Source organism: Streptomyces sp. NPDC029164, from assembly GCF_055563995.1.
The window spans coordinates 148,329-174,519 of sequence record NZ_JBVHWW010000006.1 but is presented as its reverse complement, the minus strand read 5'-3'; the positions used below and the strand labels follow the sequence as shown (position 1 = coordinate 174,519).

22 protein-coding genes are annotated in these 26,191 nt (G+C 70.7%); 10 read left to right on the top strand and 12 right to left on the bottom strand.

All coding sequences use genetic code 11. The features are described 5' to 3' along the window. Nucleotides 1–25: 25 nt before the first annotated feature. The gene (locus tag ACZ4VT_RS08410; RefSeq protein ID WP_362859859.1) at nucleotides 26–214 is read right to left on the bottom strand and encodes a hypothetical protein; all 189 of its coding nucleotides are present in this window, start codon (nucleotides 212–214) and stop codon (nucleotides 26–28) included. A gap of 578 nt (nucleotides 215–792) precedes the next feature. On the opposite strand from ACZ4VT_RS08410, the gene ACZ4VT_RS08405 reads away from it, so the two are divergent. From ACZ4VT_RS08405 to ACZ4VT_RS08370, 8 genes are all read left to right on the top strand, one after another. Beyond that, nucleotides 793–4,449 (top strand): nitrate- and nitrite sensing domain-containing protein, encoded by a 3,657-nt coding sequence (locus ACZ4VT_RS08405; protein ID WP_467947752.1) that lies wholly within the window; start codon nucleotides 793–795, stop codon nucleotides 4,447–4,449. Nucleotides 4,450–4,458: 9 nt separating this feature from the next. Further along, nucleotides 4,459–4,872 carry a roadblock/LC7 domain-containing protein gene (locus ACZ4VT_RS08400; RefSeq protein WP_030708442.1) on the top strand — a complete coding sequence of 138 codons (414 nt, stop codon included), beginning with the start codon at nucleotides 4,459–4,461 and terminating at the stop codon, nucleotides 4,870–4,872. Between the two features lie 153 nt (nucleotides 4,873–5,025). Next, the gene (locus tag ACZ4VT_RS08395) at nucleotides 5,026–5,418 is read left to right on the top strand and encodes a DUF742 domain-containing protein (RefSeq protein WP_030037344.1); all 393 of its coding nucleotides are present in this window, start codon (nucleotides 5,026–5,028) and stop codon (nucleotides 5,416–5,418) included. Next, the gene (locus ACZ4VT_RS08390; protein WP_266605322.1) at nucleotides 5,399–5,983 is read left to right on the top strand and encodes a GTP-binding protein; all 585 of its coding nucleotides are present in this window, start codon (nucleotides 5,399–5,401) and stop codon (nucleotides 5,981–5,983) included. Before ACZ4VT_RS08395 ends, ACZ4VT_RS08390 begins: the two co-directional genes overlap by 20 nt. Nucleotides 5,984–6,316: 333 nt before the next feature. Further along, nucleotides 6,317–9,499: a sensor histidine kinase gene (locus tag ACZ4VT_RS08385; RefSeq protein WP_467947750.1), complete on the top strand. Its 3,183-nt coding sequence runs from the start codon at nucleotides 6,317–6,319 to the stop codon at nucleotides 9,497–9,499. 10 nt (nucleotides 9,500–9,509) lie between these two features. Next, nucleotides 9,510–9,923 carry a roadblock/LC7 domain-containing protein gene (locus tag ACZ4VT_RS08380; RefSeq protein ID WP_030037347.1) on the top strand — a complete coding sequence of 138 codons (414 nt, stop codon included), beginning with the start codon at nucleotides 9,510–9,512 and terminating at the stop codon, nucleotides 9,921–9,923. Nucleotides 9,924–10,016: 93 nt separating this feature from the next. Beyond that, the gene (locus ACZ4VT_RS08375) at nucleotides 10,017–10,571 is read left to right on the top strand and encodes a DUF742 domain-containing protein (protein WP_467947749.1); all 555 of its coding nucleotides are present in this window, start codon (nucleotides 10,017–10,019) and stop codon (nucleotides 10,569–10,571) included. Beyond that, nucleotides 10,552–11,139 (top strand): GTP-binding protein, encoded by a 588-nt coding sequence (locus ACZ4VT_RS08370; protein WP_215149809.1) that lies wholly within the window; start codon nucleotides 10,552–10,554, stop codon nucleotides 11,137–11,139. The genes ACZ4VT_RS08375 and ACZ4VT_RS08370 overlap by 20 nt, the downstream gene beginning before the upstream one ends. 194 nt (nucleotides 11,140–11,333) lie before the next feature. Here the strand turns inward: ACZ4VT_RS08370 and ACZ4VT_RS08365 are convergent, their stop codons facing one another. Next, nucleotides 11,334–11,534: an acyl-CoA carboxylase subunit epsilon gene (locus ACZ4VT_RS08365; protein WP_351287646.1), complete on the bottom strand. Its 201-nt coding sequence runs from the start codon at nucleotides 11,532–11,534 to the stop codon at nucleotides 11,334–11,336. 23 nt (nucleotides 11,535–11,557) lie between these two features. Further along, on the bottom strand, nucleotides 11,558–13,141 hold the full coding sequence (locus ACZ4VT_RS08360) for an acyl-CoA carboxylase subunit beta (RefSeq protein ID WP_362813625.1): 1,584 nt from the start codon (nucleotides 13,139–13,141) through the stop codon (nucleotides 11,558–11,560). Between the two features lie 274 nt (nucleotides 13,142–13,415). On the opposite strand from ACZ4VT_RS08360, the gene ACZ4VT_RS08355 reads away from it, so the two are divergent. Beyond that, a complete protein-coding gene (locus tag ACZ4VT_RS08355) occupies nucleotides 13,416–14,036 on the top strand; it encodes a YceI family protein (protein ID WP_467947746.1) in 621 nt (206 codons plus the stop codon). A 48-nt stretch (nucleotides 14,037–14,084) separates the two neighbouring features. Here ACZ4VT_RS08355 and ACZ4VT_RS08350 read toward each other — a convergent pair whose 3' ends face one another. From ACZ4VT_RS08350 to ureA, 6 genes are all read right to left on the bottom strand, one after another. Beyond that, a complete protein-coding gene (locus ACZ4VT_RS08350) occupies nucleotides 14,085–15,443 on the bottom strand; it encodes a hypothetical protein (RefSeq protein ID WP_467947744.1) in 1,359 nt (452 codons plus the stop codon). A gap of 62 nt (nucleotides 15,444–15,505) precedes the next feature. Next, nucleotides 15,506–17,134, bottom strand: a complete 1,629-nt coding sequence (cimA, locus tag ACZ4VT_RS08345) for a citramalate synthase (protein ID WP_467947743.1) — start codon at nucleotides 17,132–17,134, stop codon at nucleotides 15,506–15,508. Between the two features lie 392 nt (nucleotides 17,135–17,526). Then, a complete protein-coding gene (locus ACZ4VT_RS08340) occupies nucleotides 17,527–18,165 on the bottom strand; it encodes a TetR/AcrR family transcriptional regulator (RefSeq protein WP_467947742.1) in 639 nt (212 codons plus the stop codon). 29 nt (nucleotides 18,166–18,194) lie between these two features. Next, nucleotides 18,195–19,241: an agmatine deiminase family protein gene (locus ACZ4VT_RS08335; protein ID WP_467947741.1), complete on the bottom strand. Its 1,047-nt coding sequence runs from the start codon at nucleotides 19,239–19,241 to the stop codon at nucleotides 18,195–18,197. Between the two features lie 34 nt (nucleotides 19,242–19,275). Next, on the bottom strand, nucleotides 19,276–21,018 hold the full coding sequence (locus ACZ4VT_RS08330; RefSeq protein ID WP_467947739.1) for an urease subunit alpha: 1,743 nt from the start codon (nucleotides 21,016–21,018) through the stop codon (nucleotides 19,276–19,278). Continuing rightward, on the bottom strand, nucleotides 21,015–21,725 hold the full coding sequence (gene ureA, locus ACZ4VT_RS08325; RefSeq protein WP_467947737.1) for an urease subunit gamma: 711 nt from the start codon (nucleotides 21,723–21,725) through the stop codon (nucleotides 21,015–21,017). The genes ACZ4VT_RS08330 and ureA overlap by 4 nt, the downstream gene beginning before the upstream one ends. A gap of 156 nt (nucleotides 21,726–21,881) precedes the next feature. On the opposite strand from ureA, the gene ACZ4VT_RS08320 reads away from it, so the two are divergent. Next, entirely contained in the window at nucleotides 21,882–23,315 is a 1,434-nt protein-coding gene (locus ACZ4VT_RS08320; RefSeq protein WP_467947735.1) for a cytosine permease, read from the top strand. Between the two features lie 76 nt (nucleotides 23,316–23,391). Here ACZ4VT_RS08320 and ACZ4VT_RS08315 read toward each other — a convergent pair whose 3' ends face one another. The 3 genes from ACZ4VT_RS08315 to ACZ4VT_RS08305 all read right to left on the bottom strand — a co-directional run bounded on the left by ACZ4VT_RS08315 (nucleotide 23,392) and on the right by ACZ4VT_RS08305 (nucleotide 25,954). Beyond that, entirely contained in the window at nucleotides 23,392–24,477 is a 1,086-nt protein-coding gene (locus ACZ4VT_RS08315; protein WP_351287621.1) for a branched-chain amino acid aminotransferase, read from the bottom strand. Between the two features lie 229 nt (nucleotides 24,478–24,706). Beyond that, nucleotides 24,707–25,747: a 3-isopropylmalate dehydrogenase gene (locus tag ACZ4VT_RS08310; protein WP_467947734.1), complete on the bottom strand. Its 1,041-nt coding sequence runs from the start codon at nucleotides 25,745–25,747 to the stop codon at nucleotides 24,707–24,709. A 78-nt stretch (nucleotides 25,748–25,825) separates the two neighbouring features. Next, nucleotides 25,826–25,954: a hypothetical protein gene (locus ACZ4VT_RS08305; RefSeq protein ID WP_362805286.1), complete on the bottom strand. Its 129-nt coding sequence runs from the start codon at nucleotides 25,952–25,954 to the stop codon at nucleotides 25,826–25,828. Nucleotides 25,955–26,191 lie beyond the last annotated feature (237 nt).

Here is a 26,191-nt window from a genome sequence, read left to right as displayed (position 1 = left end):
CGCTTCGCGTTCCGCAGCTGTGCGGTTACTGCGCGGCGGCGGCGACCGGCGCGTCCATGAGGACCGTGCGCCGCGGGTTGGCCGTCTGCGTGGGCAGCTCGACGGAGTGTTCCGGGGTGGCCGGCGCCGCCTGCAGCTCCTCGGCGTCCTTGAGGTGCGCGAGGGTGGTGCGGCGGGGGTTGGCTATGTTGCGGAACATCATCGTCGTCTTCATGGGAGTTCGGGGTCCTCGGTTCGATCTGTGAGTGTCGGCTGTCGATGCACCAACCCTGGCGCCAACCCTTTAAGGGGCAAGGCTAAACATCTGAATCCCCCGCCGAACCAGGAAGTAATGGCCACGGCTGTGTGAGTTTGCTCACCCGTGACCAGTCATTTCCGGCATAGTGGACAGTCAACTCCACCCGGCGAAACGGACATTGCGCCACTGAATGCGTCATTCCGCTCCTGATCATCGCGACTGGGACACCTTGCCAGCCTTGTTGTTTGGATGATGTAAGTCCGGTTTCTACCGAATGCGGTCGCACATCGCGTAGCGCCTGCGTCACGTCACGTGACCGACTCTCCGGGCCGACACGCGCACCTTGTTGGAGATCCTCCACTGTGCTGGAATTCGCGGGACCGCCGCGGGAATCAGCCGGCGCGCAGGTGGCGCGACTCAGCGCCGAGCGCGGCGGCAAGGAGAGGGAGACGCGCCGGTCACCGACGACCACCATGGGGCCGCACGTGCCCCACGACTCGACACCGTCCCACCGGTCGCCCGGCGGGACGCCTGGTCCAGAGGTTGCGACGCTAGTGCAGGGACGATTCAAGAGGGATGGCAGCGCTGCGGCGGAGCAGGAGCCGCGCGGCGGGACCGACCGTGGCTCCTCGCCCCAGCACGCCCAGAACCGCGGGCCGGCTGTCGAAGGCGCAGGCCCCGACTCCTCCGCCGCGGTGAAGGCGAAGGGCCGTGGGAAGTCCGCGAAGGCCGGCAAGGCCAAGGCCGGGCCGGCTGAGCAGGACGTGGCGATACCGAAGGCCCCCAGTGGGCCCGGCTCTCGCCTCGCCATGCAGAACTGGCGCATCAGCACGCGACTCGTGTCGCTGCTGACCCTGCCGGTCGTCGCCGCCACCACGCTCGGTGGCTTCCGCATCAACGACTCGCTCAACGACATCGCGCAGCTGGAGCACATGCAGCTGCTGACGACGATGACCCGGCAGGCCACCAACCTGGCCGCCATGCTCCAGGAGGAGCGCGACCTCTCCGCGGGTCCGCTCTCGATCTCCAAGGGCAAGAGCACCAGCTCCGTCGACGGTGTCCGCCAGCAGACCGACACGGCAGCCAAGGCCTTCGCCGCGGCGACCGACAAGGTCGACGGCACGGGCGAGAAGGACGACACCCTCAAGTCGATCCGCAACAACGTGCTGCAGATCGGCCGTCAGATCGCGAACATCCAGACGGTCCGCGACAAGGCGTACGTCAACGGCGCCCAGCAGACCGTCAGCGAGTACAACGCGATGATCGTCTCGCTGCTCTCGCTCTCCCAGGACATGGCGCAGGCCACCTCCAACCCCGAGATGATCAAGCGTACGCGAGCACTGGCGGCCTTCTCCGCCGCCAAGGAGTACGCCTCCATCCAGCGCGCGATCATCGCCGCCTCGCTCCCCGACACCTCGGAGAAGCAGGGTGAGCTGAAGGAGAACGACCGGCTCTACGCCCTCTCCGCGCAGAAGGGCGAGACGCAGGCGAAGACCACCTTCGAGCTCGTCTACCAGGGCCGCACCGAGGATCTCCTCGCCGGCCTCGGCGACAGCAACTCGGAGATCTCCACCGCCGACCACTACGCGCGCCGCGTGCTGGCCAGCCAGGACGCCTTCCTCCGCGAGAAGAACCGGTCCTGGCTGGACTGGTACGACGCCGACGGCACCAAGCTCCAGGCCATGAAGGTCATCGAGCTGACCCTGCTCGAGGAGATGGAGCAGAAGGCCCGCGAGCTGAAGAACGAGGCCCAGCAGGACGCCATCATCAACGGTGCCCTGATCCTCCTCGTCCTCGGTGTCTCCCTCGTCGGCGCCTTCGTCATGGCCCGCTCGATGATCCGCTCGCTGCGCCGCCTGCAGGACACCGCGACGCGCGTCGCCCAGGACCGGCTGCCCGAGCTCGTCAAGCAGCTCTCCGAGTCCGACCCGCAGGACGTGGACACGTCCGTGGAGTCGGTCGGTGTGCACACCCGCGACGAGATCGGCCAGGTGGCCGCGGCATTCGACGACGTGCACCGCGAGGCCGTCCGCCTCGCCGCCGAGCAGGCCCTCCTGCGAGGCAACGTCAACGCGATGTTCACCAACCTCTCGCGCCGCTCCCAGGGCCTCATCCAGCGTCAGCTGTCGCTCATCTCCGAACTGGAGTCGCGCGAGGCCGACCCGGACCAGCTCTCCTCGCTCTTCAAGCTCGACCACCTCGCGACCCGCATGCGCCGTAACGGCGAAAACCTCCTCGTCCTCGCGGGCGAGGAGCCCGGCCGCCGGTGGACGCGCCCCGTCCCGCTCGTCGACGTGCTCCGTGCCGCCGCCTCCGAGGTGGAGCAGTACGAGCGCGTCGAGCTCGCCTCGGTGCCCGGCACCGACGTCGCCGGCCGCGTCGTCAACGACCTCGTGCACGTGCTCGCCGAGCTGCTGGAGAACGCCACGTCGTTCTCCTCCCCGCAGACCAAGGTCAAGGTCACCGGTCACGCGCTGCCCGACGGCCGCGTGCTCGTCGAGATCCACGACACCGGTATCGGCCTCTCCCCCGAGGACCTCGCCGCGATCAACGAGCGGCTCGCGTCGCCGCCGACCGTGGACGTCTCCGTCTCCCGCCGCATGGGCCTGTTCGTGGTCGGCCGCCTGTCCCTGCGACACGGCATCCGCATCCAGCTGCGCCCGTCCGACTCGGGCGGTACGACGGCCCTCGTCATGCTGCCGGTGGACGTCGCCCAGGGCGGCAAGAAGCCGGGTCCGATGCCGGGCCAGGGCGGTCAGGGCGGCCCGGGTGGCGCCCAGGGTGCCCCCGGCGGTCAGGCTTCCGTGTCCGGTGCGGCCGCACGGCCGTCCGTGGGCGCGGGTCCGCAGCGCGGTCAGGTCGGTACGGGCGGCCAGCGCGCCGCCCTCCCGGGCCGCGACGGCTCCGGTCAGCGTCCGCAGGGCCCGCAGGGCGGGCGGCCTCCGCAGCAGGGCGGCCCCGGTGCTCCCGGTGCCCGTCCGCAGCAGGGTCAGACCACCGCGGGCCAGGGCCAGGGTGGCTTCGGCGCCGGTGGCCCGATGCCGGCCCGCGGTCCGGTGGCCAGTGCCGGATTCTCCGGCGGCCCGCAGGCCCGTCCGGCCCAGTCGCCCTCCGCGGCCGGCCCGTCCGGGTTCCCGCAGGGCAACGGCTTCGAGCGTCCCCAGCAGCCCCAGCAGCCCCAGCAGCAGGCCCAGCCCCAGCAGCAGCCGCCGGCCCCGGGTCCGAACGGCGCCCGCCCGCAGCTGCCGCCGCGCGGCGGCGCCGCGCGTCCGGAGCTTCCCGGCCCGCAGACCACCAGCTGGGGCGCCGACCAGGCGCGCGGTCACGACGAGCTGTCGGGACCCGGCTCGACGGCGGAGTTCGCCCGCCCCGACTTCAACGCCCCGATGCCGCAGGCCGACGGCCTGGGCAGCACGACCGGACAGTTCGAGCGTCCGGACGTGCGGGGCGGTGTGGACCCGTCCACCACCGGACAGTTCGAGCGCCCGGGCTACCAGCCCCAGCGGCCCGGCGGCCCCGGTGTCGGCGGATTCGCCCGTCAGCCCCAGGCCCCGCAGCAGCCCCAGCCGCAGCACACGCAGCCGCAGCCTCCGCAGCCCGGCGGCGGGTACGCACCCGTACCGCCCGCGCGCCCGGAGACCCCGCGACTGCCGCAGGCTCACCGGCCGGAGGCGCTGCCGCCGGCCCAGAGCTCCGGCGACGGCCGCAGCCCGATCTTCGACACGCTCGAGTCGAACTGGTTCCGCGAGGAGGGGCAGCAGCCCCCCGCGCAGGGACCGGGCTCGGCGATGCCCCAGCAGGGCCGGCAGCCGCAGCAGTCCGCTCCGGCGGCCTCCGCGCTGCCGCAGCGCGGCCAGGAGTCCGCGGCCGAGCCCGCCGCGGCGGCGACCGGCAGCATGCCGACCGTCAGCTGGAAGTCCTCGCCGAACGACGAGCTGATGCGCCAGGCCGAGCGCGTGCGCCAGCCCGCGGCCGGCGGTATCACGACCTCGGGGCTGCCCCGCCGGGTCCCGCGGGCGAACCTCGTGGCCGGCACCGCGCAGCAGCAGCCCGAGGCACAGGCGGGTCCGCAGGTCTCGCGGGCGCCCGACGACGTCCGCGGCCGTCTGACCAACCTCCGACGCGGTATCCAGCAGGGCCGCCAGGCCGGCAACAACGGACCGGCGACCGGCAGTTACCACATCGACCCCACTTACCAGCAGGAGCGTTAGTTGAGTTCGATGAGCCAGGCGGCACAGAACCTGAACTGGTTGATCACCAACTTCGTGGACAACACCCCAGGGGTGTCCCACACGGTGGTGGTCTCCGCCGACGGACTCCTTCTGGCCATGTCCGAAGGATTCCCCCGCGACCGCGCCGATCAGCTGGCGGCCGTGGCCTCCGGACTGACGTCGCTGACCGCCGGTGCCTCCCGCATCTTCGAGGGCGGCGCCGTCAACCAGACCGTGGTCGAGATGGACCGGGGATTCCTCTTCCTCATGTCCGTCTCGGACGGATCCTCGCTGGCCGTACTGGCGCACCCCGAGTGCGACATCGGCCTCGTGGGCTACGAGATGGCTCTTCTGGTGGATCGCGCGGGCAGTGTCCTCACCCCGGACCTGCGCGCCGAACTTCAGGGAAGCCTGCTCGGCTGACTTCCCCCCTCCCGGCCGGACGGTACTACCGGCCGGGAGACCGGGGCCCCGCCCCCGGAATCCAGTACCCCCGCCAGGCCGTCATACAGTCCCCCCCCACCGGCCGCCCCGTCAGACGGCACGCTGACCACTGCTGTCCAGCCCGGAGGATCAATGACCCCGCCCCCCGCCTACCCCGACGCGTACGGAGATTCGTACTCGGAAGGCGATCAGCCGCTGGTGCGTCCGTACGCGATGACCGGCGGCCGGACCCGGCCCCGCTACCAGCTCGCCATCGAGGCACTGGTCAGCACCACCGCCGATCCGATGCACCTGTCCGGCCTGCTCCCGGAGCACCAGCGCATCTGCACCCTGTGCCGCGAGGTCAAGTCGGTCGCCGAGGTCTCCGCACTGCTGTCGATGCCGCTCGGTGTCGCCCGGATCCTCGTCGCCGACCTGGCGGAGGCCGGAATGGTGGCCATCCACCAGCCGGGCAATGGAGAGGCCGGCGGCACGCCGGATGTAACGCTGCTCGAAAGGGTGCTCAGTGGCCTTCGGAACATCTAGCGGAGCGGCTCCTGCTCGCTCCACCACCTCCGCCAAGATCGTGGTGGCGGGCGGCTTCGGCGTGGGCAAGACCACGTTCGTCGGAGCCGTGTCCGAGATCAACCCGCTGCGCACCGAAGCCGTCATGACCTCCGCGAGCGCGGGGATCGACGACCTCACGCACACCGGTGACAAGACGACCACCACGGTCGCCATGGACTTCGGCCGCATCACCCTGGACCAGGACCTGATCCTGTACCTCTTCGGTACGCCGGGCCAGGACCGTTTCTGGTTCATGTGGGACGACCTCGTCCGCGGCGCCATCGGTGCGATCGTGCTCGTGGACACGCGCCGCCTCGCCGACTGCTTTCCCGCGGTCGACTACTTCGAGAACAGCGGCCTGCCCTTCGTCGTGGCCCTCAACGGCTTCGAGGGACACCAGCCGTACACGCCGGAGGAAGTCCGCGAGGCCCTGCAGATCGGCCCCGGCGCCCCCATCATCACGACGGACGCCCGCCACCGCGCGGACGCCAAGAGCGCGCTCATCACGCTCGTCGAGCACGCCCTCATGGCGCGTCTCAAGTAACACCACACAGGCAGCCCGGCTCAAGCGGCACCACTCAAGTCCCACGGGTTCTTCACAACATGAGAGGGCGGGCTGTGTCATAGGACACGGCCCGCCCTCTCGGTTCATAACGTTTCGACAGACAATTGCCGCCAGTTGGCAACGGGGTGCGTTCGCTTGGTGTCGCTACGCGCACAACTCCCCCTATTTTTGCCGCAGGAAGGTCTTTATGTCCGATTTACGTGGGGCATAAGGATCTTGGAATGGCTGATTCCAACTGTTTGGAACACGGCCGTTAACCGTGCTGGAATTCAACGAACTAGCTAGTAGCACCGCCGGAAGGTTGTTGGTCGAGTGAGGCGAAGCAACGCAAGCCCCGCGGTTGAACCCGCGCGTGGCAACTTCACCCCGCCGCCGCGAGCGGCCGCGTCGCCCGTCGACGTGCCCGTGGAGCCACCCGCGCGCCCCGGGAGCACCAGCAAGTTCTCGCCCCGCAACTGGCGCGTGCCGACCCGCCTGAACGCGATCCTGCTCGTGCCGGCCCTCGTGGGCCTGGTCATGGGCGGCTTCCAGGTGAAGGGCTCCGTCGACCAGTGGAACGAGGCCAAGGACGCCGAGCAGATAGCCCGGGTCGTCCAGGCGGCCTCGGAGTACAGCCAGGCACTGCTCAACGAGCGTGACCTGACGGCCGAGCCCCTCCTGAACGGCCAGACCAACTCCCAGCAGGTCACCAAGGCCTACGCGGTCACGACCGAGGCCAAGGAGAAGTTCGACAAGGCCGTCCAGGACATGCCGAAGAACCAGGGCCTGGAGCGGCGCCTGGACCTCTTCCGCGCGGAGGAGCCCAAGCTCAAGGAAGTCCGGGAGAAGGCCTACCAGGCCGCCTTCGAGACGCCCAAGAAGAACCTCCCCAGCGCGGCCGGCCCCATCCCGACCGAAGAGGGCTACGTCGGCGTCGAGCACTACCTCATGCAGTTCGCCAACGAGCTCGGCCTCGGCACCGGCAACGTGACCTCGTACGGCCGCATGGTCTACGCGGTCCAGCTGGCCAAGGCGGCGAACTCGCTGCAGCGCTCCGTCGGCACCCACCTGCTCGTCCGTCCCAGCACGGACGAGAACGTGCGCAAGGCCCAGCTCGTCGCCTTCTCCTCCTACGCCTACCTCGAGGAAATCGCCATCGGCGAGTACGTCGCGGCCGGCACCGAGGAGGACGTGAACCGCCTCAAGGAGGTCATGGGCAAGAAGTCGGACGAGGGCAAGGCCAAGCTCGCCGAGGCCAAGCACCAGGCCGAGCAGGCCGGTACCCGCTTCGTGCCGCCGCCCGCCCCGAACGGCAACCCGCTGCTCGGCATGACCGAGGCGATCGCCAGCGGCGAGAACAAGAAGAAGCTCGCCGAGAACGGCACGAACCCGGTGTTCTGGCAGGCCGCCGCCACCGCCAAGTTCGACGGCTACGACGAGATCGAGAGGGAACTCCTCGACAAGGCCGTCAAGGACGCCGTCGCGGTCTCCGACGAGGCCCGCACCGACGCCATCGTCAACGGCGCCATCGTGGTCGTGGCCCTGCTCGCCGCCTTCATCATGGCCGGCCTCATGGCCCGCCAGATGGGCCGCGCGATGCGCCGCCTGCGCAGCTCGGCCTTCGACATCGCCGAGCAGCGCCTGCCGATGCTCGTCGACCAGCTCTCGCGCACCGATCCGGGCAAGGTCGACACCCGTGTCTTCCCGATCCCGATCGACTCCCAGGACGAGATCGGCGAGGTCGCCCGCGCCTTCGACCAGGTCCACCGGGAAGCCGTCCGGCTCGCCGCCGAGCAGGCGCTCCTGCGGGGCAACGTCAACGCGATCTTCACGAACCTCTCCATGCGCAACCAGTCGCTGATCGAGGGCCAGCTGACCCTCATCACCGACCTGGAGAACAACGAGGCCGACCCGGACCAGCTGGAGAACCTCTTCCGCCTGGACCACCTGGCCACCCGCATGCGCCGCAACGGCGAGAACCTCCTCATCCTCGCGGGTGAGGAGCCGGGCCGCCGCTGGGACCAGCCGGTGCCCCTCGTCGACGTCCTGCGCGCCGCCTCCTCCGAGGTGGAGCAGTACGAGCGCATCGAGCTCTCCGGCGTCTCCGAGGCCGAGATCCACGGCCAGGCCGTGACCGACCTCGTGCACCTGCTCGCCGAGCTCCTGGAGAACGCCACCACGTTCTCCTCCCCGCAGACCAAGGTCCGCGTGAACGCGACCCGTCTGCCCGACGGCCGCGTGATGGTCGAGATCCACGACAAGGGCATCGGCCTCACCGCCGAGGACTTCGCGGACATCAACCACAAGCTGGCCAACCCGCCGACCGTGGACGCCGCGATCTCGCAGCGCATGGGTCTGTTCGTGGTCGGCCGGCTGGCGGACCGCCACAGCATCCGCGTCCAGCTGCGCCCCTCGGGCGAGGCGGCCGGCACCACTTCGCTGGTCATGCTCCCCGACGCCATCACCCACGGTGGCGGTGGCGAGGGCATACCGGACGACGACTTCACGGTCTCCCAGATCATCCCGGAGCAGAAGGCCCAGCAGGCCGCCCCGCTGCGCACCGCCGCCGAGCTCGGCTTCGACGACTCGCGGTACGACCAGCAGGGCGCCGACGGCCTCCCCGCCGACCCGGTCGGCCGGTCCCTGGGACAGCAGGAGCGCCGGGCCGCGCTGGCGGCCCAGGTGAGCTTCCCGCAGGACCAGCAGCAGTACGCCGAGCCGGGCACCCAGGAGTATCCGGAACCTCAGCCGGAGCACGGGTACCAGGAGTACCAGGGCTTCGATCAGCAGTCCGGGCAGGCCTACGACACCTCCTACGAGGCGCAGCAGGGCCAGCAGGGTTACGAGGCGTACCCGCAGCAGGACTACGGTTATACGGAAGACGGTTACCCGGACCAGCAGCCGGCCGCTCAGGGCTACGACAACGGCTACGAAGCCCGGGCGGAGCAGGCCGAGTGGCCCGGTCAGAACACGTATCCGGCTGCCTACCAGCAGGATTACGGGACCGAATCGGAATCCCAGGCCGTCCCCGAACCGGCTCCGGAACGCGTAGGCTTCGACCGTCCGGGCGCCGCTGCCGACACCGGTCACGCGATGACCGGAGCGGGCCTGCCGCGCCGCGGCAGCCAGCAGCAGTGGCAGCCGGCACAGCAGGAAGCGGAGTCCACCGGATCCCTCTTCGAGCAGCGGTCGCCGCGTCAGCAGCAGCCCGCCGCTCCGGAGCAGGGGAAGGAAGGCGGCACCGACTGGCGCTCGGGTAACGACGAGCGCTGGCAGCAGGCCGCCAAACTCCGTGAGCCGAAGGCCGGCGGGGTCACCCCGTCCGGTCTCCCTCGGCGCGTGCCCAAGGCCAACCTGGTCGAGGGCGCGGCGGAGACGACCCCGCAGGGCGGCCCCCAGGTCTCCCGCGCTCCGGAGGACGTCCGCGGCAGGTTGAGCAACCTGCGGCGAGGTGTCCAGCAGGGACGCAGCGCGGGTTCTGAGCAGTCAAGTAACAGCTATGACCAGGAGCGTTAGTGTGAGCCCGATGAGCCAGGCGGCACAGAACCTGAACTGGTTGATCACCAACTTCGTGGACAACACCCCAGGGGTGTCCCACACCGTGGTGGTCTCCGCCGACGGCCTTCTTCTGGCGATGTCCGACGGGTTCCCGCGCGACCGCGCCGATCAGCTGGCGGCCGTGGCCTCCGGTCTGACGTCGCTGACCGCCGGGGCCTCCCGCATCTTCGAGGGTGGTGCCGTCAACCAGACCGTGGTCGAGATGGACCGGGGATTCCTCTTCCTCATGTCCGTCTCGGACGGATCGTCCCTCGCGGTGCTCGCGCACCCCGAGTGCGACATCGGCCTCGTGGGCTACGAGATGGCCCTTCTGGTGGATCGTGCGGGCAGTGTCCTCACCCCGGACCTGCGCGCCGAGCTGCAGGGAAGTCTTCTCAACTAGCAGACAGGCAGTGCGTTTCGCGCCATCGCACCATAGGGTGCGGTGGCGCGGTTCCACAGGGAGTACTGCGTACTTGGAGTCGGAGGAGGAAACGTGACAACACCCGGAGGACATCCTTATGGCGGCGCGCAGCAGCCGCAGGGTGGGCACGACCAGAACCGCTTCAACTTCCCCTCCGCTCCCAGCCGGCCCGTGCCGGAGCAGAGCCCGTACCAGCAGCAGCCGTACGGACAGCCCCAGCAGCCCCAGTACCAGATGCCCCAGCAGCCGCCTCCGCGCGCCGCTCGGCAGCCGGCGCCGAAGGCCCACAACCCGCTGGTGCGCCCGTACGCGATGACCGGCGGCCGTACCCGGCCGCGTTACCAGCTCGCCATCGAGGCGCTGGTCAGTACCACGGCCGATCCCGCGCGTCTGCAAGGGCAGTTGCCCGAGCACCAGCGCATCTGCCGCCTGTGCCAGGAGATCAAATCCGTCGCGGAGATCTCGGCACTTCTCTCCATTCCTCTTGGTGTCGCCCGCATCCTCGTCGCCGACCTGGCGGAGGCGGGCCTTGTCGCCATTCACCAGCCCGGCGGCGACGAGTCTGCCGGTGGCCAGCCAGATGTGACACTGCTCGAAAGGGTGCTCAGTGGACTTCGCAAGCTCTAACGGCGGAGCGGCTCCTGCTCGCTCCACCACCTCCGCGAAGATCGTGGTGGCGGGCGGCTTCGGCGTGGGCAAGACCACGTTCGTCGGAGCCGTGTCCGAGATCAACCCGCTGCGCACCGAAGCCGTCATGACGAGCGCCTCCGCCGGCATCGACGACCTCACCCACACCGGTGACAAGACGACCACCACGGTCGCCATGGACTTCGGCCGCATCACCCTGGACCAGGACCTGATCCTGTACCTCTTCGGTACGCCGGGCCAGGACCGCTTCTGGTTCATGTGGGACGACCTCGTCCGCGGCGCCATCGGCGCCGTCGTGCTCGTGGACACGCGCCGCCTCGCCGACTGCTTCCCCGCGGTCGACTACTTCGAGAACAGCGGCCTGCCCTTCGTCGTGGCCCTCAACGGCTTCGACGGGAACCAGGCCTACACCCCGGAGGAAGTCCGCGAGGCCCTGCAGATCGGCCCGGACGCCCCCATCATCACGACGGACGCCCGCCACCGCGCGGACGCCAAGAGCGCGCTCATCACGCTCGTCGAGCACGCCCTCATGGCGCGCCTGCGGTAGCGGTCGCGTTCCGCAGCATCGAAAGGCCCCCGTGTCACACGACGCGGGGGCCTTCGGCGTGGGCGGGCGGCCGTACAGCCGGGGCCCGGCCGCCGGTGCGGTGCCGCCGTACGGGAAGGCCACGCGCCCCGGACCGGGTACGCGGAAGGCCCCGCACCCGGAAGGGGTGCGGGGCCTTGCGCCGGGCTCTGGACTCAGCCCTGCCAGCTGTGCGGGGCGCGGAAGCCCGGGGTGCGCTCCAGACGGCGCCAGCCGGCCTGGCGCGGCGTGCGGACCGCGGTCTCCTCGGGGGTGGCGGCGGCGCGGGCGAGCAGGATCGCGGTGATCGCGGCCAGCTCCTCGGGCGCGGCGTTGCCCTTTTCGACGCGCAGCAGGGTGTCAGTGGCGGTGGTCATGGGGTGGCAGGTCTCCTTCGCGGTTACTGCGGCGGGTTGCCGTGCTTGCGGGACGGCAGATCGGCGTGCTTGTTGCGGAGCATCGCGAGGGCGCTCACGAGGACCTCGCGGGTCTCGGCGGGGTCGATGACGTCGTCGACGAGGCCGCGCTCGGCCGCGTAGTACGGGTGCATCAGTTCGGCCTTGTACTCCTTGACCATGCGGACGCGCATGGCCTCGGGGTCCTCGGCGTCCGCGATCTGCTTGCGGAAGATGACGTTGGCCGCGCCCTCGGCGCCCATCACGGCGATCTCGTTGGTGGGCCAGGCGTAGGTGAGGTCGGCGCCGATGGACTGGGAGTCCATGACGATGTACGCGCCGCCGTAGGCCTTGCGCAGGATCAGCGAGATCCGCGGGACGGTGGCGTTGCAGTACGCGTACAGCAGCTTGGCGCCGTGGCGGATGATGCCGCCGTGCTCCTGGTCGACGCCCGGCAGGAAGCCGGGGACGTCCAGCAGGGTGACGATCGGGATGTTGAAGGCGTCGCACATCTGGACGAAGCGCGCGGCCTTCTCGGAGGCCTCGATGTCCAGGACGCCGGCGAGGTGGCCGGGCTGGTTGGCGACGATGCCGACGACCTGGCCGTTCATCCGGGCCAGGGCGCAGATGATGTTGCGGGCCCAGCGCTCGTGGATCTCCAGGACGTCGCCCTCGTCGACGATCTCCTCGATGACCTTGAGCATGTCGTACGGGCGGTTGCCGTCGGCGGGCACCAGGTCCAGCAGGACCTCGCTGCGGCGGTCCGCGGGGTCGCTCGTCTCGTGGACGGGCGGGTTCTCGCGGTTGTTGGAGGGCAGCATCGAGATGAGGTAGCGGACCTCGGAGATGCAGGTCTCCTCGTCGTCGTACGCGAAGTGTGCGACGCCCGAGGTCTCGGCGTGCACGTCGGCGCCGCCGAGGCCGTTCTGGGTGATCTCCTCGCCGGTCACCGCGCGGACGACGTCCGGGCCGGTGATGAACATCTGCGAGGTCTCCCGGACCATGAAGACGAAGTCCGTGAGGGCCGGGGAGTACGCGGCGCCGCCGGCGCACGGACCGAGCATGACCGAGATCTGCGGGATGACGCCCGAGGCCTTGGTGTTGCGCTGGAAGATGCCGCCGTAGCCGGCGAGGGCGGAGACGCCCTCCTGGATGCGGGCGCCGGCGCCGTCGTTCAGGGAGACCAGCGGGGCACCGGCCGCGATGGCCATGTCCATGATCTTGTGGATCTTCGTGGCGTGGGCCTCGCCCAGGGCGCCGCCGAAGATGCGGAAGTCGTGCGCGTAGACGAAGACCGTGCGGCCCTCGACCGTGCCCCAGCCGGTGATGACGCCGTCGGTGTAGGGCTTCTTGGCCTCCAGGCCGAACCCTGTCGCCCGGTGGCGGCGGAGCTGCTCGACCTCCTTGAAGGAACCTTCGTCGAGGAGCAGCGCGATGCGCTCGCGGGCGGTCAGCTTGCCCTTGGCGTGCTGGGTCTCGGTCGCGCGGTCACTGGGGCCGCGCCGCGCCTGCTCGCGCAGGGAGTGCAGCTCGGCCACGCGTCCACGGGCGTCCGTCGGCTCGCTCGGGGTCTGGTCCACAACGGTCATGTACCGACCTTACGAAGATCGCGATGAAAAACCTCCGTTCATTCCGCACAGTCTCGGGAGTCTTCCGCTGTGTGGCCCGCACAGTACGTCCGGAGGATGTAGGGACTCCGCCAGACGGGACCCCCGTCCATTGTGGGATGTTCACAAAATGGCCTGACACCCCGCCTAGATGTTGAAATTTGAACGGAATGGGTCTAGCGTCATTCCCGTCGAAGTTGTTGAACATTCAACAGATAGTCGGTCGATCCGATCGGCACACCACCAAGGAGCAGTCATGGGCATCTTCAGCCGCCGCCACCAGAACGCGATCGTCCAGGACGGCGCCGCCGTCGCCACCCTGGAGGTCGACCCGGCGCTCGCCGCCCTCACCGGCGACTACGTCATCGACGCCGCCCACAGCAGCATCGGCTTCGTCGTCCGCCACGCCATGGTCACCAACGTCCGCGGCTCCTTCGCGGAGCACGAGGGCACCCTGCACCTGGACGGCGCCGACCCGGCCCGCTCCACCGCCTCCATCGACGTCAAGATCCCGTCGGTGAGCACCGGCATCGCCGACCGCGACGCCCACCTGCTGGGCAGCGACTTCTTCGACGCCGAGCTCTTCCCGCTGATGACCTTCCGCTCCACCGGGGCGCGCGCGCTCGGCGGGGACGCCTACCGCATCACCGGCGAGCTGACGATCAAGGACGTCACCCGGCCGCTCGCCATCGACCTGGAGTTCACGGGTTCCGCCAAGGACGTCTACGGCAACGAGCGCGTGGGCTTCGAGGGCTCCGCCCAGATCCTGCGCTCCGACTGGGGCCTCACCTGGAACGCCGCGCTGGAGGCCGGCGGTGTCATGGTCAGCGACAAGGTGAAGCTGACCTTCGACATCTCGGCCATCAAGCAGGGCTGACCGGCGGAATCCGGCGAACCCCCGGGGGCGGTCGGGCCCTGTCCGGGCCTAGAAGCCGCCCCCGCCGTCGAAACCGCCGCCCCCGTCGAATCCGCCACCGCCGCCGAAGTCCCCGCCGCCGAAGTCGGACGGGTTGAAGTCGGCCCCGGAGACGTCCCCGCCGTCGAAGCCGCCGCCCATGCCGCCGCCGAGGTCCGAGGCGTAGGCCGGGCTGGACATCATCGAACCGAGCATCGTGCCCACCAGCAGGCCGGGCAGGATGCCGCCGCCGAAGTAGCCGCCGGCCCAGGGTCCGTACGCCGGGCCGGCGTCGTAGTACGGCCGCGGCCCGTGCTCGGTGTCGACCGTGCGGACCGCCGGGTCCAGGCCGTCGCGCAGGCGTACGGCGTCCGCCGCGCAGACGGGCACGGTACGGGCCGCCCCGCCGGCCGGAGCCCAGGTGGCGTCCTCGGTGCTCGGCCCGTGGCGCGGATCGAAGAAGCAGGGCGAGCGGCGCTCGGGCACCTGCTTCCCCTGTCGGCGCGCGTCCAGGCAGGCCAGGGCGTACCGGCCGTCCTCCAGGGCCTGGGTCACGCCCTTGACCTCTTCCGGGTACTGCACCGAGCCCATGATCTGCTTGGCCTTGTCGTACGAGTCGAGCCCCTGCTCGTAGTCCTTGCGCATGGCGTCGTCGGCGCCGCGCTCGGCGGGATGGAAGTCGAGCCGTTCGAGCTCCTCGCCGAAGGCCGTGATGTCCTCGTCGACGACCACGCTGAGGCGCTCCAGGGCCTCGCGCCGGGCCTCTTCCTTCTTCTTCCGGTTGCGGCGGACCAGCGCGTACGCCCCGCCGCCGCCGATCACGGCCACCGCGCCGAGGGTGATCAGCCCGCCGACGGGAGCGCCGGCCTCGGCGCCCGTGGTGCCCCAGGAGGCCGGGGCGCTGCCCTTGGCCTGGCTCAGGGCCTGGTCGACGAAGTTGTCGAGCTGGGTCGCCGCGTCGGGCGACCCCACCTTGACGGCGTCGGTCAGGTTGCGCACGGCGTTGGCCGGCATGACCGCCTGGTCGGCGCGGGCGCTGAAGCCGTCACCGAGCCGGATCGCGTAGAGCCCGGTGATGCCGGTCTCGGCCCGGACGGCGCCGAACACCTTGTCGGCGGGGAACTCGCTCGTCGCGGGCAGCACGGCGACGAACACCGGCTTCCCGGCGTCCTTGATCCTCTTCGCGAGCGCGTCGGCCTCGGCCTGCGACAGCTGTTCCCGCGCCCCGGGATCCACGTAGACGGGCCCTTCCTTGAGGGCCTCCCCCACGGCGGCGACCCCGGTCGCCGCCGACGCCTGAGGGGCGGCCGCGAGCGCGGTCCCCGACAGGCCCAGCAGCAGACCGGCCAGCACTGAGCCAAGACGTACGGATATAAGCCTGGTCCTCATACCGACGACGCTACCCGAACCCGGACTTTCCTGTGTGAACAGGACATAAGGCCGCCACGGGCCTACTCGGCCGGTTCGACCCCCGCGTGCAGGAGGCCGTACGTGAACGCGTCCTCCAGGGCCTGCCAGGAAGCGGCGATCACGTTCGGGGCGACACCGACCGTGGACCACTCGCGCACGCCGTCCGTCGTGGCGATCAGCACGCGGGTCGTGGACTCCGTGCCGTGCGTACCCTCCAGGATGCGGACCTTGTAGTCGACCAGCTCGAACTTGGCGAGCTGCGGGTAGAACCGCTCCAGCGCCACCCGCAGGGCCCGGTCCAGCGCGTTGACGGGGCCGTTGCCCTCGGCCGTCGCGACGATCCGCTCGCCCTTCGCCCACAGTTTGACCGTGGCCTCGTTGGCGTGGGTGCCGTCCGGGCGGTCCTCGACGATCGCCCGCCAGGACTCGATGCGGAAGTACTTGCGCGCCCGGCCCTCGGCCTCGGCGCGCAGCAGCAGCTCGAAGGAGGCGTCGGCGGCCTCGTACGTGTAGCCCTTGAGCTCCCGCTCCTTGACCCGCTCCACGACCCGGGAGATCAGCGCGCGGTCCCCGCCGAGCTCGACGCCGAGCTCCTTGCCCTTGAGCTCGATGGAGGCGCGGCCGGCCATGTCGGAGACCAGCATCCGCATGGTGTTGCCGACCCGCTCGGGGTCGATGTGCTGGTAGAGGTCCGGGTCCACCTTGATCGCCGAGGCGTGCAGGCCCGCCTTGTGCGCGAAGGCGGAGACGCCGACGTACGGCTGGTGCGTGGAGGGGGTGAGGTTCACGACCTCGGCGATGGCGTGCGAGATGCGGGTCATCTCGGCGAGCGCGCCCTCGGGCAGCACCTTGCGGCCGTACTTGATCTCCAGGGCGGCGACGACCGGGAAGAGGTTGGCGTTGCCGACGCGCTCGCCGTAGCCGTTGGCCGTGCACTGGACGTGGGTGGCGCCGGCGTCGACGGCGGCCAGGGTGTTGGCGACGGCGCAGCCGGTGTCGTCCTGGGCGTGGATGCCCAGGCGGGCTCCGGTGTCGGCGAGGACGGTGGCGACCGTGGCGGTCACCTGGGCGGGCAGCATGCCGCCGTTGGTGTCGCAGAGGATGACCACGTCGGCGCCGGCCTCGTGGGCGGTGCGCACGACGGCCTTCGCGTACGCGGGGTTGGCACGGTAGCCGTCGAAGAAGTGCTCGCAGTCGACGAAGACGCGGCGGCCCTGGCCGACCAGGTGGGAGACGGTGTCCCGGACCATCTCCAGGTTCTCGTCCAGGGTGGTGCGCAGGGCGAGTTCGACGTGGCGGTCGTGGGACTTGGCGACGAGCGTGATCACGGGGGCACCGGACTCCAGCAGCGCCCGCACCTGCGGGTCCGCGGCGGCCGTGCCGCCCGCCCGGCGGGTGGCACCGAAGGCGACCAGCTGGGCGTTCTTGAAGTCGATCTCGGCGCGCGCGCGGGCGAAGAACTCGGTGTCACGGGGGTTGGCGCCGGGCCAGCCGCCCTCGATGAAGCCCACTCCGAAGTCGTCCAGATGCCGGGCGATCGTCAGCTTGTCGGCGACCGTGAGGTTGATGCCCTCACGCTGGGCGCCGTCGCGCAGGGTGGTGTCGAAGACGTGGAAGCTGTCGTCCAGGCCCCCTGAGCGCACAGTTGCCGCCTCTGGTGTCGTCGTCATGCTGATCTGACTCCTGTCGGATGAGTGGTTCCGGACGCCCGCCAAGGGGGCAGGCCGCCGTCACTGCCCCCATCATCGCGCGCGGTCCGGTCCCGGCTCGGATGGTCCGGGAAACGAAAAAACCTCTCGCGGGTAGCGAGAGGTCTGCGCGCGGGTCCGAGGCACGGTGGCCGCTTCCGCGAAGTTCTTCCGCGGTTCAGCGGCCACTGGGGACCGGCGCGCTGCTGGCGATAATCATGAGCTGAGCAGGCACGCTGGCAGTGTGCCACACCGCTCGCCGCGAATGGACGAGGATCTCAGCATGCGGGCAGCGGGCTCGCGCGGGCGTTCGGGGGTGGGCCCCGGGGCGACTGCGGCGCCGTTGCGGGGCTCCGCCCCCGGGCCCCCGCGCCTCAGACGCCGGCGGGGCTGTCCGGGTGCGGGGTCAGGGTGTCGGTCAGGAACTCACGGACGTGGGCCAGGATCTCCTCCCGGCCTATCGTCGGCAGACCCACCGCCAGCTGGATGCTGAATCCGTCGAGCAGGGCCCGGATGCGGGTCGCCGCGCGGTCGGCGTCCACCGGGCGGAACTCCCCGCGCGAGATGCCCTCGGCGAGCAGTGCCACCAGGTCGCGGTGCCAGGCGCCCTCGATGGCCGCCTGCCGCTCGCGCTCCTGGGGGCCGGCGTTCTGGGAGCGGTTCCAGACCTCCAGCCACAGCGTCCAGTGCGGGTCGCGGGCCTGCGTGGGCACGTACAGGTCGACGTACGCGCGCAGGCGCTCGGCGACCGGGCCGCGCCGGGAGAGCAGGGCCCGCCGCTCGCTGCCCAGTGCCGCCTCGCTCCACTCCAGGGTCTGCAGCAGGAGCTCGTCCTTGCTGCGGAAGTAGTAGAGGAGGTGGCCGCTGCTCATGCCGACCTCGCGGCCCAGACCGGCCATGGTCAGGCCTTCCAGGCCGCGCTCGGCGATCGTGGCCATGGCGGCGACGAGTACGTCCTCGCGCGGGGGCGCGTTCTTGCGCGCCGCCCGTACCGGTACTCCACCCGCCACCATGGGCCCACTCCTCGTTCGTTTCCCGAAGGTCAGACCTTCGGCTGCTGCTGGGTGATGCAGTGGATTCCGCCACCCCCGGCGAAAATCGTACGTGCGTCAACGAGTGTCACGGTCCGCTCGGGGAACAGTCCGCGGAAGATCTCCGCCGCCTCCTCGTCGCGCGGGTCGTCGAAGGAGCACAGCACCACGCCGCCGTTGCACAGGTAGTGGTTGATATACGAGTAGTCCACCCACTCCCCGTCCTCTTCCAGCACGGTCGGCGCGGGGATCTCCACGACCTCCAGCTGCCGTCCCCGCGCGTCGGTGGAGGCGCGCAGGATGGCGGCGATGGTCTTGCAGCGCTCGTGGTCCGGGTGGGCCGGGTCGGGCTGGGTGTGGACCATGACGACGCCGGGGCGGGCGAAGGCGGCGACGATGTCGACGTGGCCCTGGGTGCCGTAGGTGCCGTAGTCGCCGGCCAGGCCGTACGGCAGCCAGATCGCCTTGGTGGTGCCGAGGTGGGCGTGGATCTCCGCCTCGACCTGCTGGCGGGTCCAGCCGGGGTTGCGGCCCTCCCCCAGCTGCACGGTGTCGGTGAGGAGCACGGTGCCCTCGCCGTCGACGTGGAGGGCGCCGCCCTCGTTGACGAGCGCGGTGCTGTACGTACGGGTGCCGGCCACGTCCGAGACGTGCCGGGCGATCTTCGAGTCGTGGTCCCAGCGGGCCCACTCCTGGGCGCCCCAGCCGTTGAAGGTCCAGTCGACGGCCGCGATCTCGCCGGCGTCGTTGGTGACGAAGGTCGGGCCGATGTCCCGCATCCAGGCGTCGTCGAGCTCCTGCTCGACCAGCTGTACGTCGTCGCCGACGATCGCGCGGGCGCTCTCGGCGTCGCCGGGCGAGACGACCAGGGTCACGGGCTCGTACGAACGGACCGCGCGGGCGACGGCGCCCCAGGCCTCGCGGGCCTCGGCGAGCTCCTGCTCGTTGGTGAAGGTGGGGTTGGGGCTCGGCCAGGCCATCCAGGTGCGCTCGTGCGGCGTCCACTCGGCGGGCATCCGGAAGCCGTCGTTCACGGGCTTGGCGGGCTGTGCGGTCATGGCAGGGGTCCTAACGGGCTTACGGACTGTGCTCTTACAGGAAGTACAGGCGGTTGAGGGAGACCGACTCGGCGGCTTCGGAGCGCAGCGGTTCCCCGTCGAGGGAGACGAGCCCGCTGCGCGCGTCCACATCGACCGCGCCCACCCGGGAGTTGAGGAGGAGGTCCTTGGGGCCGATGCCGCGGGTGCCGCGGACGGCCACGCGGCGCCGGCGGGTCGGCATCTCGTCGGAGCCGAGCGCGGCGGCCGCGGCGGAGACGAAGGCGACGGAGATGTCGGCCGCGGTGGCCCCGTACGAACCGAACTGCGGGCCGAGCACCAGCGGTTCGCAGGTGTCGGTGGCGGCGTTGGGGTCGCCGGTGACTCCGTACGCCGGGAAGCCGGACTTGAGGACGAGCTGGGGCTTGGCGCCGAAGAACTGCGGGCGCCACAGGACGATGTCGGCGAGCTTGCCGACCTCGATGGAGCCGATCTCGTGGGCCAGGCCGTGGGCGATGGCCGGGTTGATCGTCAGCTTGGCCATGTACCGCAGCACGCGGGCGTTGTCGTCGCCCTCGCCGTCACCGGCCAGGGGGCCGAGCTCACCCTTCATCTTGGCGGCCATCGCGAAGGTGCGGCGGATCGTCTCCCCCGCCCGGCCCATGCCCTGGGCGTCGGAGGAGGTGATGCCGATGGCGCCCAGGTCGTGCAGCACGTCCTCGGCCCCCATGGTTCCGGCCCGGATCCGGTCGCGGGCCATCGCGGCGTCGCCCGGCAGGTCCGGCTTGAGGTCGTGGACGGAGACGATCATGCCGTAGTGCTCGGCGACCGCGTCCCGGCCGAAGGGCAGCGTCGGGTTGGTGGACGAGCCGATGACGTTGGGCACGCCCGCCATCTTCAGCACGTTCGGCACGTGCCCGCCGCCACAGCCCTCGATGTGGAAGGCGTGGATGGTCCGGCCGTCCAGGACCCGCAGGGTGTCCTCGACGGAAAGACACTCGTTGAGGCCGTCCGAGTGCAGGGCGACCTGCACGTCGTACTCCTCGGCCACCCGCAGAGCCGTGTCCAGGGCGCGGGTGTGGGCGCCCATGTCCTCATGGACCTTGAAGCCGCAGGCGCCGCCCTCGGCCAGCGCCTCCACCAGCGGAGCCGCGTCCGAGGACGAACCCCGGGCCAGGAAGCCGATGTTCACCGGCCAGGCGTCGAAGGCGTTGAAGGCGTGCTTCAGCGCCCACGGGGAGTTGACGCCGACGCCCCAGACCGGTCCGAACTCCTGGCCGATGATCGTGGTGACACCCGCGGCGAGCGAGGCCTCCATGATCCGGGGGGAGAGCAGGTGCACGTGGGTGTCCACGGCTCCGGCGGTGGCGATCAGGCCCTCGCCGGAGACGATCGAGGTGCCGGTGCCGACGACCACGTCGACGCCGTCGAGGGTGTCCGGGTTGCCGGCCCGCCCGATCGCGTGGATGCGCCCCTCACGGATGCCGATGGACACCTTGCGGATACCCAGCACGGCATCGATGACCAGCACATTGCTGATCACCACGTCACAGGTCTCACGGACCGCGGCCGCCTTCAGGTGCAGACCGTCACGGGCCGTCTTGCCGAAGCCCGCCAGGAACTCGTCACCGGGCTTCTGCGCGTCCGATTCCACCCGGACGGTCAGCCCGGAATCGCCGAGCCGGACCCGGTCCCCGGCGCGGGGGCCGAAGACGGAGGCGTACTCGTGCGGGTCGATGTGCCGGCTGCCGGGCGCACAGTGCGCGCTGTGATCGCTGTGGGGGGTCTGACGGCTCACGCCTGTGCTCCTTCGCTGCCGGTTCCGGTCACGCCGAGGTATCCGCAGGCCGCCGCGCGCCGCAGGGCCTCGTCCTTGGCTCCGGGGGCGTCCAGCGGGCCGTCGACCAGGCCCGCGAAGCCGATCGCGATCCGATCGCCGCCGATGGGGACGAGGCCGACTTCGCCCTCGCCGTGCGGGTCGAACCGTACGGACGAGCCCGCGGGCACGCACAGCCGCATCCCGTAGGCCGCGGCGCGGTCGAAGTCCAGGCGCGGATTGGCCTCGAAGAAGTGGAAGTGCGAGGTCACGCTCACCGGCACGGCGGCGGTGTTGCGCACGCGCAGATGCACCACCGGCTCCGGCTGGGGGGCGCCGGGGCCGGGGACGACCGCGCCCGGGGCGTCGTCGCCCAGCGGCCGCGCGCCCCGGATCGGCGACGAGACCACCGCGAGGCGGGATCCGTCGTCGAAGACGGCCTCCACGTGCACCTCGGTGACCACGTCGGAAACGCCCGGCAGGACATCGCCGGGGCCCAGCACGCTGCGGGCCTCCTCGATGGCCTCCGCGAGCCGCTTGCCGTCGCGCGCGGCCTCGCAGACCGTGTCCGCGATCAGCGCGGTGGCCTCGGGGACATTGAGTTTCAGGCCACGGGCCCGCCGGGCCCTGGCCAGTTCCGCCGCGCTGCGGAGCAGCAGCCGGTCGCGCTCCGTAGGGGTCAGCCGCACGCCGATCCACCACCTCTTGAGTCGATGGGTTAGAGCATCACTCTAACTCTTCATTTCGTTGTAGGGAATCATTGACCTGGGACATGGGCTTGCGTCACATTGAGTGTCGCTCAAACAAATGCGAACCACCCCCCGCCCTGCCAAGGGAGTCCCCCCATGCCCATCGAACAGCGCGGAGTCGACACCATCCCGGAGGAGGAGCGGACGAGCGGTCCCCGTGACCTGATCTCGATCCTCCTCGGCTCCAACCTCTGCCTCGGTGTGATCGTCTTCGGCTGGCTGCCCCCGTCCTTCGGACTGGGCCTGTGGCCCTCGGTCACCGCCATCGTGACCGGCACGCTCGTCGGTATCGCCTTCACCGCGCCGCTGGCGCTCGTCTCCCTGCGCACCGCGACCAACCTCTCCACTTCGAGCGGCGCGCAGTTCGGCGTCCGCGGCCGGCTCGTCGGCTCGGTGGTGGGCCTGCTGCTCTCGCTCGGCTACACCGCGCTCACCCTGTGGATCGGCGGCGACGTGATGGTGGGCGCCCTCTCGCGGCTCACCGGGCTTCCGGACACCGGTGTCTCGCGCGCCGCGATGTACGGGGTGCTCGCCGCGTGCACCGTCGTCGGGGCCGTCTTCGGCTACCGGCTTCTGCTGCGCATGAGCAAGGTGCTCTCCATCGGCATGGTGATCCTGCTGGCCGCCGGTTTCCTCGCCTACGCCCCGGACTTCACCACCGCCGCTCCGCCGGAGACCTCGTACCTGCTCGGCTCCTTCTGGCCGACCTGGCTGCTGGCCGCCGTCGCCGCCGGCCTCAGCGGGCCCGTCGCCTTCATCACCCTGCTCGGCGACTACACCCGCTACATCTCCCCGCGCCGGCACGGCTCCCGCAAGGTGCTCTGGGCCACCGCCTTCGGCCTGCTGATCGGCCTGCTCACACCGCAGCTGTTCGGCACGTACACCGCGCTGGCCGCCCGGGCGGGGCTGGACTACGCCGGGCCGCTCGTCGAGGCCGCGCCGTTCTGGTACCTGGTCCCGCTGCTGGTCGCCGCGGCGGCCGGCTCGGTGGGCAATGCCGGGCTGATGCTCTACTCCATGGGCCTGGACCTCGACGCGATCGTCCCCAAGGCCACCCGCACCACCGCCACCCTGGTCGCCGCGGCCGTCGCCACCGCCTTCGTCTTCTTCGGCTCCTTCGAGTGGGACGTGCAGTCCGCGATGACCTCCTTCGTGCTGCTGCTGACCGCGATCGGCACCCCGTGGGCCGTCATCACCCTCATCGGGTACGTGCGCTGCCGCGGGGTCTACGACGCCGACGCGCTCCAGGTCTTCAACCGCCGCTCGGTGGGCGGGATCTACTGGTACCGCGCCGGCTGGAACCTCGCGGCCACCGCCTCCTGGGCGATCGGTGCGGGCGTCGGCCTGCTCGCCGTGACGACCCCCTTCTACGAGGGCCCGCTGCTCGCCCTCACGGGTGGCGTGGACTGCTCCTTCGTCCTCTCCGGCCTGACGGGCGGGCTCGTGTACACCGCGCTCACCGCCCGCCGCTCCCCCGCCCCGGTCCCGGCGCTCGCCGCCCCCGCCGCCGAGGAGCCCGCGAACGCCTGAGCACCCCCTGGACGTACGCAGGCCCGCGCCCCGGAGATTTCCGGGGCGCGGGCCTGGGTGCTTGGAGCCCTCGGGACTAGCCCAGCGGGTGCATCCAGCCGTGGGTGTCGGCGCTGTGGCCGGTCTGGAGCTCCAGGAGCGCCTTGCGCAGCCGCATGGTGACCTCGCCGGGCTCGCCGTCGCCCTGGGTCCAGTCGGCGCGCTCGGACTTGACGGAGCCGACCGGGGTGATGACGGCGGCGGTGCCGCAGGCGAACACCTCGGTGAGGGTGCCGTTCGCGTTGTCGCGCTGCCAGTCCTCGGTGGTCAGGCGGCCCTCCTCGGCGGTGTAGCCGAGGTCGCGGGCGATGGTGAGGAGGGAGTCGCGGGTGATGCCCGGAAGGAGCGAGCCGGTGAGCTCCGGAGTGACGATGCGGTCCCCGTACACGAAGTACAGGTTCATCCCGCCCATCTCCTCGATCCAGCGGTGCTCGACGGCGTCGAGCCAGACCACCTGGTCGCAGCCGTGGGAGGCCGCCTGGGCCTGGGCGACCAGCGAGGCCGCGTAGTTGCCGCCGGTCTTGGCCGCGCCGGTGCCGCCCTTGACCGCGCGGACGTAGTCCTCGGACAGCCAGACGGAGACGGGCTTGACGCCACCGGGGAAGTACGCGCCGGCGGGCGAGGCGATGACGATGAAGAGGAACTCGTTGGCCGGGCGGACGCCGAGGCCGACCTCGGAGGCGAACATGAACGGCCGCAGGTACAGCGAGGCTTCGCCGGAGTCCGGCACCCAGGCGCGGTCCTGCTTGATGAGGGCGTCGCAGGCCTCGATGAACAGCTCGGCCGGCAGCTCCGGCATGGCCATCCGGCGGGCGGAGGCCTGGAAGCGGGCGGCGTTGGCCTCGGGGCGGAAGGTGGCCACGGTGCCGTCGGGCTGGCGGTAGGCCTTGAGCCCCTCGAAGATCGTCTGCGCGTAGTGCAGGGTCATGTTCGCCGGGTCGATCGCGAGCGGCGCGTACGGGACCAGCTCGGCATCGTGCCAGCCGCGACCCTCGGTCCACTTGATCGTCACCATGTGGTCGGTGAAGTGGCGGCCGAAGCCGGGGCTGGCCAGGATCGCCTCGCGCTCCGCATCGGACAGCGGGTTCGAGGAGGGCTTGAGCTCGATCGTGGGCGTCGTCATGAGTGCTTGTCCTTCACCGGTTGTGTATGGCGGACCGCGCTCACGGCGTGCTAGGACGTCCGAGCTTCCCCGCATTCCGCGGCCTCGCGTTCGATTATCGCGCGCGAGGGAGCTGCGGAAAAGCGGGGACTGCGGCCCAGGGGAGATGGTGGCACCCGGGGCCGCACAGGAAAAGCCGCCAGGTCCCATTGTGACCCGGCGGCTTCCTTCGTGAGGTGGGGCTGCCGGGTCAGCCGGCTACTCGAGCGGCGAGCGCGTCGCCGATCGCGTCGGTGGAGCGGAAGGTGCCGTCACGCTCCGCCAGGTCGGCGGAGACCGCGTCCTCGATGCGGGCGGCCTGGGCCTCGTAGCCGAGGTGGCGCAGCAGGAGGGCGACGGAGAGGATCGTCGCGGTCGGGTCGGCCTTGCCGGTGCCGGCGATGTCCGGGGCCGAGCCGTGGACGGGCTCGAACATGGACGGGAAGGCGCCGGTCGGGTTGATGTTCCCGGAGGCGGCGAGGCCGATTCCGCCGGTCACGGCGGCGGCCAGGTCGGTGAGGATGTCACCGAAGAGGTTGTCCGTGACGATGACGTCGAAGCGGTCGGGCTGGGTGACGAAGAAGATCGTCGCGGCGTCGACGTGCAGGTAGTCGGTGGTGACCTCGGGGTACTCCTGGCCGACCTTGTCGAAGATGTTCTTCCACAGGTGACCGGCGTACACGAGGACGTTGTTCTTGTGGACGAGCGTCAGCTTCTTGCGGGGGCGGGCGTTGGCCCGCTCGTACGCGTCGCGGACCACGCGCTCCACGCCGTACGCGGTGTTGAGGCTGACCTCGGTGGCCACCTCGGCGGGGGTGCCGGTGCGCAGGCTGCCGCCGTTGCCGGTGTACGGGCCCTCGGTGCCCTCGCGGACCACGACGAAGTCGATGTCCGGACGGCCGGCGAGCGGGGTGGCCGTGTTGGGGAACAGCTTCGACGGGCGCAGGTTGATGAAGTGGTCGAAGGCGAAGCGGAGCTTCAGCAGCAGACCGCGCTCCAGCACGCCGGACGGGACCGAGGGGTCGCCGATGGCGCCGAGGAGGATCGCGTCGTGGTGCTTGAGGGCTTCGAGCTCCGCGTCCGGGAGGGTTTCACCGGTGCGGTGCCAGCGCTGCGCGCCGAGATCGTATTGCTTGGTCTCCAGCTTCACGTCCTGGGGCAGGACCGCGGTAAGGACCTTGAGTCCCTGAGCCACGACTTCCTGGCCGATGCCATCACCGGGGATCACTGCGAGATTGATGCTGGTCGACATGACGAAACCGTACTCCCTGTCCCAGCCCTCAGACATATTGCGTCCATCATGTGGACGCAATATGTCCGCGCGGGTGGCTCAGTGGCCGGTCGATCCGCCGTTGTCACGGCGGTCGAGGGCGCGCTGGAGGGCGGCGGCGGCGTTCTTGCGGTCGGCGGCCGAGGCGGAGGTGTGGCGGACGCGACGGGCGGCGGTGGTTGCGGTCATGGTGATCGACTCCTTGAGATCACGGCGTGGCGGGGCCACGGATGAGGGGTTCCTTCAAGGCGCCGGAAGAGGCGGGGAGCAGTGCGCCGCAGGGGTTGCCTGCCAGGGGCGCGCGCTCTCGGCCGCCATTCGCCGGATCGGCGAGACGTTCGGCTTCTACAACGCTAGGGCAGGTCTCGCTGTATGTCTCGGCAATTACTCGGACTTCCTACTATCTGAGACGCGAACCCCATCGGA